We start from the raw sequence: 5,649 nt of genomic DNA, 5'->3' as shown, positions 1-5,649 counted from the left end.
GGCGCCGGGATCGTGGTGAACGCCACCGGCGGCTGGCTCGCCTCCGCCGAGGAGAACCGGCAGGCCCACGCCCGCCTCGTCGACCACCTGCTGGACGCCGCCCGACTGCTGCCCGCGCCCCCGCGGTTCGTGCAGATCGGCTCCATCCACGAATACGGCCCCGTACCCGAGGGCACCGACATCGGCGAGTCCCGGCCGCCCCACCCGCAGACCCCCTACGGCCGCTCGAAACTCGCCGGCTCGAACGCCGTGCTCCGGGCGAGCCGGGCCGGCCACGTGCAGGGGGTCGTACTGCGCGCGGTCAACGTGTACGGCCCGGGCGCGGCGGCCGGCAGCTTCCTCGGCTCCGTCGTACGCAGGCTGCGCGCACTGGCGCCCGGCGACCGGCTGCACCTGGAGGTCAACGGCGACCGGCGGGACTACGTCGACGTACGGGACCTGGCCGATGCCGTCGTACGGGCGGCCGAGTCCCCGCTCACCGGCCGGAGCGTCAACATCGGGCGCGGCGAGGCCCTCGGCATGCGCCGCCTGCTGACCCTGCTGGTCGCCGAGGCCGGCCTGGACGCCGGCGTACTGGAGCTGGCCGACCAGCCGGTGGCCTCCCACGGAGGGGGCTGGACCCGGGCGGACATCCGCCTCGCCGAACGCCTCCTGGCCTGGCGGCCGAAGACCTCCGTCGGGCAGTCGCTGCGCGACATGTGGCAGCACACCGCCGCCACCTGACAACCCCGGCCGGGCCCGGCCGGCCCGCGGCCCGGGGAAGCGGGGAGCGGGGAAGCGGGGGAGTGGGGGTCAGGACGCGGTGGCCGAGATGGCCGCGGAATCGACCTTCAGCAGCAGCGCCCGCAGGTCGTCCTCGCCGCCGGGGCCGAGCAGCGCCGCCATGTCGGCGGCGAGCCGGCGTACGGCCGTGGCGATGACAGTGCGCGCCTCGCGGCCGGGCGCGGTCACCTCCAGGGCGTAGCGGCGCCTGTCGTGCGGGTCCTGGCCGCGGTGCACCAGCTGCTGCTTGACCAGGTCGTCCACGAGCTGCGAGGCGGCCGGCCCGGTGATGGCCAGGGACTCCGCGAGCTGCTGCTGGGAGCACGGCCCCAGGGCGGCGAGCGCCGACAGGGGCCGGTAGAAGCGCAGGCGCAGTCCGGTGCCCGCGAGCATGTCGTCGCCCTGCCGGCGCAGCCTGAGGTCGGCCTGGGCGACGAGGTTCTCGCTGCCCCGCACCAGCGGCCGCGCCGAGGGGGGCAGCAGCAGGGCGAGCAGCTCGTTGAGGCGGGCGGTCTCCTTGCGGGTGAGCGCGGAGGTCAGCAGCGCGTCGCGTTCGGCGACGGCCAGGCGCTGGTCCGCCAGGGCGGCCCGGCCCCGCTCGGTGAGGGAGAGCACGTACTGGCGCCGGTTTCCCGGGTCGCGGGTGCGCTGGACCTCGCCGCGGTCCTCCAGCCGGTCGATGACCTGGACCATGATGGTCCGGTTGATGCCCAGGCGTTCGGCGAGGTCGATCTGCGACGCCCAGTCCTGGCCGCCGAGGGCGTCGAGGACGAGGAAGTCCCGGGAGGCGGTCTCGGCGCAGTCGGAGACCAGGGAGAACTTCGCGCGGACCCGGCGCAGAAGGAAGAAGAGCTCACCGGGAAGCGGCTCCGAGAGCGCCCCCGCCGCCCCCGCGGGGGCGCCGGGCCGTGCCGGGGCCGCCGCCGGATCGACCCGGCCCGCCGGGTCCTGGACTTCACTGCGTGCACGCCGCAAGACAGCACCTCCTGCCCGAGTATAAATCCGCCTGCCCCGCCGGCCCCCGGGCACACCGCGCCCGGGGAGAGGGGCCACCGGGTAGCCCTCCGCGACACCGGGGCCCCGGCGCGAAGCTCCGCCGGGGCCTGGTCGTGCGGTGCGGTGGGGTGCGGTGGGCCGGTGGGTCAGTGGGTCTTGGTGTGGGTGTTCCAGATGTCGAGGTCGTCGTATGCGATGCGCCATTCGTTCTCGTAGGCGGTGCGCATGGGCGGCGGCATGTTGTCGAGGAACCGGGTGAGCTGGTCGGGGTCCATGCCGTCGAGCAGCCAGGGCAGGTAGGTGGGGATGTCGTCGGTGTGGCGGCCGCTTTGCTCCTTGCCGAACGCCGCCCACTGCTCGTTGCTGAGGGTGGTGTCCATGAGGGCCAGGGCCTCGCGCTCCTCGTGCAGGAGGTGGTCGCGCAGCAGGGTGTTGAGGGTGTCGGTCAGGCCGGTGAGGCGTTCGAGTCCGCCTTCGCGGTCGGCCAGCGCGGCGTCGATGTCGACGAGGAGGGGGTCGATGACGGCGTGCTCGCTTTCCATCGCGTCCAGGAGGGCGAGTTCGTCGGGGCGGTCGGCGAGGGCCTGCTGCATGACCGGCCACAGGGTGAGGTCTTCGGAGGTGTGGTGGATGGTGAGGTTGTTCTTGAACAGCTCCCAGCCCACCGCGCAGCTCAGTACGTGGCGGGGATCGTCGTCGACACGGGCGGTGATACGCGCGATCCGCTCCAGCTCGCGCCGCAGCGCGTTGTGGATGGTGAACATCATCGTCATGTCGTGGTTCTTGAACTCCTGGCCCATCGTCCTCTCCCTCACTGCCTGACCACCCCGCACCGCCAGCCGCGGTGCCGCAGTGGCCACAATCATCAATAAGCTTATGCATCAAGGTTAACAACCAGCAATCGGCTTCCGGGCTCGCCGGACGGCCGGACGTCCGGGTGCCGGGCGGGCACGGGCCGCGTCCGGCGGCGGGTGCCCGCCCGGTGCCCGGACGGGTCAGGCGCTCGGCTTGCCGGCCCCGGCCGGGGTCAGCGGGCCGGCCGGCTTGCCACCGGACTTCAAGAAGCGCTCCAGGGTGAAGTTGTCGACGATGCCCCAGCGTTCGGCGATCCGGTCGCCCTCGAAGCGGAACCAGATGATCGCCTGGTGCTGCACCTGCAGGCCGGTCGGCGGGATGCCGATGAACGGGCCGGTGTGCTTGCCGTGCATCACCCAGCGGATCGCCGCCCGGTCGCCCATCGAGATGAAGTCGAGGATCTCGTAGCGGATGTCGGTGAACGCGGACTGCTGGATCCTGATGGTGTGCTTGAACGCCTCCGGACCCCGCATGGAATCGTCGTGGCTGCCGTTGTTGCGGAAGTCCTCGGTCAGGTAGCGGTCGGCGGCCGAGAGGTCGCCGAGGTCCAGGCCCTCGTGGAAGACCTTCTCGATGACGTCCCGCTGCTGCTCGGCCGTGAGGCTGGTGGACATGTGTCAGTTCTCCTTCGCTGCGGTGGTGTTCCCGCGTGTGTCGAGCGTGGTGGCGTTGATCCCGTTGACGCTGGCGGGCACGGCTCCCGTGGTCCACACGATGCGCAGCCGCAGCCGCTCGAAGCGCCAGCCGTCCGGCGTGCGCCGCGCCGCGCCGGCGAAGCGCCCCCCGAGCTGGAAGTACTGCGAAGGCGCCGGCGGCAGGGGCGAGCCGTGGTGCACATGGGAGGCGATCAGGCTCCAGCCGACCTCGGCCCGGTCGCCGTCGAGGTCGGCGCGGGGCTGCGAGCCGTGGTGGTGGGTACGGCCCCAGCGCGCCATGATCTCGGTGGTGAAGGCGCCGACACCGGCGATGCCGCGGTGGCTGCCGACCGGGAAGGTCATCTCGATGTCCTCGGTGAACAGCGCCCCGGCCCAGGCGTCGTCGAAGACCCCCTCGTCGAGCCCGTCCAGGTAGCGGCCCACGAGCCGCTGGAGCGCGGCCAGATCGCTCAGCCGGGCCACCTCCCCGGCCGCCGCCACCTCCCCGGCCTTCCCGGCCGGCGCGTCCGTACCGGCCGTTGGCGGCCGGCTCATGGCAGCCGGTGCACTGCGGTCGTGGCGTCCGTCCCGTAGATCACGGAGTCGTCGGCGCCGTGCACGACGGCCCGGCCCTCGCCGGTGAGCGTGTCCCCGTCGGGGCGCGCGGTGAAGTCGATCCGGATGTACGCGGCGCGGTGGCCGTTCGGGCTGATCTGCGCGATGTCGGCGTTGAAGTTCTCGCGCAGCGAGAACTCCAGCTCCGCCTCGCCGGTCACGCTCCAGGAACCGGTGCCGGTGCTCTTCTCGGTCGTGACCGAGAGCGAGCCGTCCGAGGCGAAGGTGACCGTGTAGTCGTCCACCTCGCCGTCGTGGGTGACCGTACCCGTCCAGCGACCGACGGGCGTCCAGGTAGAAACAGGCATCGACCACACTTCCTCTGGTAGGGCAAAACAAAAAATCCGCATTCCGGGCCGGAGAACCGACGAGGATGCGGATATCGCATCCGGGCGCAGAGCCGCCGAAAGAGCGGACACGCTCCTCGCGGCCCCGCCGGCGCCGGTATTCGGTATGCCGGGTTCTTCCACGGGCGATCGCCGCGATTACCGGCGGGTCAATCGGAAAAGTTCGTCCAGGTCGTACAGCGCCTGCTGGGGGCCGCCGTACCGGGTGATCTTCCGGCGGCTGGCCCACTTGCGGATGGTGGCCTCGCTCACCCCCATCGCCAGGGCGGCCAGTTCGGTCGGGACCCGCCGGCCCGGCCGGCCCCTCTGCCCGCTCACGCGGCCTCGCCCTCCAGGCGCACGGCCACGCGCATCCACTCGTGCGGCGGCAGCGCGTGCCCGGCCTCGCAGCCGACATGGCTGGGCACCCGGCCTCCGCCCGCGGACATCACCGCCTGCAGCGCCCCGTCGCAGCCGGCCTGCGGGCACGGGCCGAGCGGGAACGTACGCACCCGGCCCAGGTCGTGCAACCTGCCGAAGGCGGCCAGGAGTTCGGCGACCTCCTCGGCGAAGTCGGCGGCCGCGGGGTGGCCGGCCAGCCAGCCCAACTGCTCCCGCAGCAGCCGCACCAGGGCCTCCGGCCGCGGCTCCCGCGGCCGCGGCACCCGGCCGCGGCTCTCCTCCACCACCAGCCGGGCCCACTGCGCCAGGACGTCCGCGGCCCGGCTGCGCAACGCCACCGTGTCCTCGTCCAGCACGATGCCCGCGCTGCTCCGGCTGCCGCTGACGCGCTCACGCAGCCGGGGCGCCGTGTGGGTGAGCAACTGCTCGCTCTCCTCGTATAACTCCCGAAGGGACCTCAACTCCTGGTCCAGCCGGCTTGCGCACAGGGCGCAGAGCCGGCCCAGCAGCCCCGTGCAGTCCCTGCTGCCGTGATTTCCCGCCAACGGGCGTAACCCGTGCATCCGCCGCCCCCCAATCTCTGGATTCTCCCGACCCCATTCATGCTCGCGGCCGCCCCGGCGCGCTTCAATGCGGGACCGATCAGGCTTTCGGCAAGTGTCTGCAGCTGTGTAAGCGGAGTGTCAGGAAAACGTGAGAGGGCGCTGCGGAGAGCGGCCGCCCCCCGCAGGAAGAGGAGGTACCGTTTCCGCATCCGGCCCGGACGGCGCGGTCAATGGAATTGCAGAAGGCGCGCCGGGCGGGGGAGCGGGCCGCGCGCCGGCGAAGCGGTACGCGGCCCGCGAGTGCGCCCGGCGCGCGCGTTGTCCCATCCGGAGTCCTGACGGTCCGTCACCCGAAGGGCCGCCGGGGCTTCTTCCGCCCGCACCGCAAGGGGCACCCGCCGGGGGGCCGGAGAAATTCCAAACGTTTATGCATCGGGCGCTGAATTACCTCGCGATGCGGGTCGGCAAGCCCGGCCGGCGCATCGCCGCGCGGCTGACGGAAAAGCCCGGCCA

Annotated in this window: 8 protein-coding genes; 1 reads left to right on the top strand and 7 read right to left on the bottom strand. The window is 72.7% G+C overall.

Features of this window, described 5'->3' with window-relative positions:
- Positions 1-723 (top strand): NAD-dependent epimerase/dehydratase family protein (locus H5J30_RS15655; RefSeq protein WP_181788044.1); only part of this gene is annotated, 723 nt, incomplete at its 5' end.
- A gap of 69 nt (positions 724-792) precedes the next feature.
- On the opposite strand, the gene H5J30_RS15650 is transcribed toward H5J30_RS15655, so the two are convergent.
- The 7 genes from H5J30_RS15650 to H5J30_RS15620 all read right to left on the bottom strand — a co-directional run bounded on the left by H5J30_RS15650 (position 793) and on the right by H5J30_RS15620 (position 5,136).
- Complete coding sequence (locus H5J30_RS15650) at positions 793-1,737, bottom strand: MarR family transcriptional regulator (RefSeq protein WP_181788043.1); 945 nt, start codon at positions 1,735-1,737, stop codon at positions 793-795.
- A 167-nt stretch (positions 1,738-1,904) separates the two neighbouring features.
- Positions 1,905-2,558, bottom strand: a complete 654-nt coding sequence (locus tag H5J30_RS15645) for a hemerythrin domain-containing protein (protein WP_181788042.1) — start codon at positions 2,556-2,558, stop codon at positions 1,905-1,907.
- 195 nt (positions 2,559-2,753) lie between these two features.
- The gene (locus H5J30_RS15640; protein ID WP_181788041.1) at positions 2,754-3,227 is read right to left on the bottom strand and encodes an ester cyclase; all 474 of its coding nucleotides are present in this window, start codon (positions 3,225-3,227) and stop codon (positions 2,754-2,756) included.
- A 3-nt stretch (positions 3,228-3,230) separates the two neighbouring features.
- Positions 3,231-3,803, bottom strand: coding sequence for a nuclear transport factor 2 family protein (locus H5J30_RS15635; RefSeq protein WP_258563338.1), 573 nt, complete (start codon positions 3,801-3,803; stop codon positions 3,231-3,233).
- Positions 3,800-4,171 carry a dehydrogenase gene (locus H5J30_RS15630; protein WP_220188951.1) on the bottom strand — a complete coding sequence of 124 codons (372 nt, stop codon included), beginning with the start codon at positions 4,169-4,171 and terminating at the stop codon, positions 3,800-3,802. The genes H5J30_RS15635 and H5J30_RS15630 overlap by 4 nt, the downstream gene beginning before the upstream one ends.
- 177 nt (positions 4,172-4,348) lie before the next feature.
- Entirely contained in the window at positions 4,349-4,528 is a 180-nt protein-coding gene (locus H5J30_RS15625; protein WP_181788040.1) for a hypothetical protein, read from the bottom strand.
- A complete protein-coding gene (locus tag H5J30_RS15620; RefSeq protein WP_258563337.1) occupies positions 4,525-5,136 on the bottom strand; it encodes a hypothetical protein in 612 nt (203 codons plus the stop codon). The genes H5J30_RS15625 and H5J30_RS15620 overlap by 4 nt, the downstream gene beginning before the upstream one ends.
- Between the last annotated feature and the right edge of the window lie 513 nt (positions 5,137-5,649).

This window comes from Streptomyces phytophilus, from assembly GCF_013870535.1.
GTDB lineage: Bacteria > Actinomycetota > Actinomycetes > Streptomycetales > Streptomycetaceae > Streptomyces > Streptomyces phytophilus.
The sequence above is the reverse complement of the archived record's forward strand: the minus strand, read 5'-3'. Positions and strand labels throughout refer to the sequence as shown.

Excerpts from the sequence above, each read along its gene's own strand:
- H5J30_RS15645 (WP_181788042.1), bottom strand. The coding sequence starts at position 2,558 with ATGGGCCAGGAGTTCAAGAACCACGACATGACGATGATGTTCACCATC.
- H5J30_RS15640 (WP_181788041.1), bottom strand. The coding sequence starts at position 3,227 with ATGTCCACCAGCCTCACGGCCGAGCAGCAGCGGGACGTCATCGAGAAG.
- H5J30_RS15635 (WP_258563338.1), bottom strand. The coding sequence starts at position 3,803 with ATGAGCCGGCCGCCAACGGCCGGTACGGACGCGCCGGCCGGGAAGGCC.
- H5J30_RS15630 (WP_220188951.1), bottom strand. The coding sequence starts at position 4,171 with ATGCCTGTTTCTACCTGGACGCCCGTCGGTCGCTGGACGGGTACGGTC.